The following is a 363-nucleotide window of genomic DNA, read 5'->3' as shown; positions in this document are numbered from 1 at the left end:
CTCGGAGGAAGAATCACCACCCAGCGCAGCAGCCTCCAGCTTTCATGAAGCGGATGGGCAGATCGTTGAGATCAACGATAAAGAAGTCACGCTTGCCCATGGTCCCTTCAAGACTCTGGGCATGCCTGGTATGACGATGACGTTCCCACTCGCTAGTCCGGCGCTGATGCAGGGCCTCAAAACGGGCGATAAGGTTCGGATTGCGGTGAGCCAGACCGATGATGGTTTGCGTATTGAACGTCTGGAAAAATCGGGGAGCCAGCCATGATTGCTGCCCTGATTCGTTGGTCAGTGGCCAACCGATTCTTGGTGCTACTGGCGACACTGTTTGTCACGGCCTGGGGCATTTGGTCGGTACAGAGC

1 protein-coding gene is annotated in these 363 nt (G+C 55.9%); it reads left to right on the top strand.

All coding sequences use genetic code 11. The features are described 5' to 3' along the window. Window positions 1-268: copper-binding protein (locus tag KMS84_RS44135; RefSeq protein WP_256921466.1), on the top strand; the 268-nt coding region annotated here is incomplete at its 5' end. Between the last annotated feature and the right edge of the window lie 95 nt (window positions 269-363).

The sequence above is a fragment of the Streptomyces hilarionis genome (assembly GCF_024539675.1).
Classification (GTDB): Bacteria; Actinomycetota; Actinomycetes; order Streptomycetales; family Streptomycetaceae; genus Streptomyces; species Streptomyces hilarionis.
Note: the sequence above shows the minus strand (reverse complement) of the source record. Positions and strands in the feature narration are given on the sequence as shown.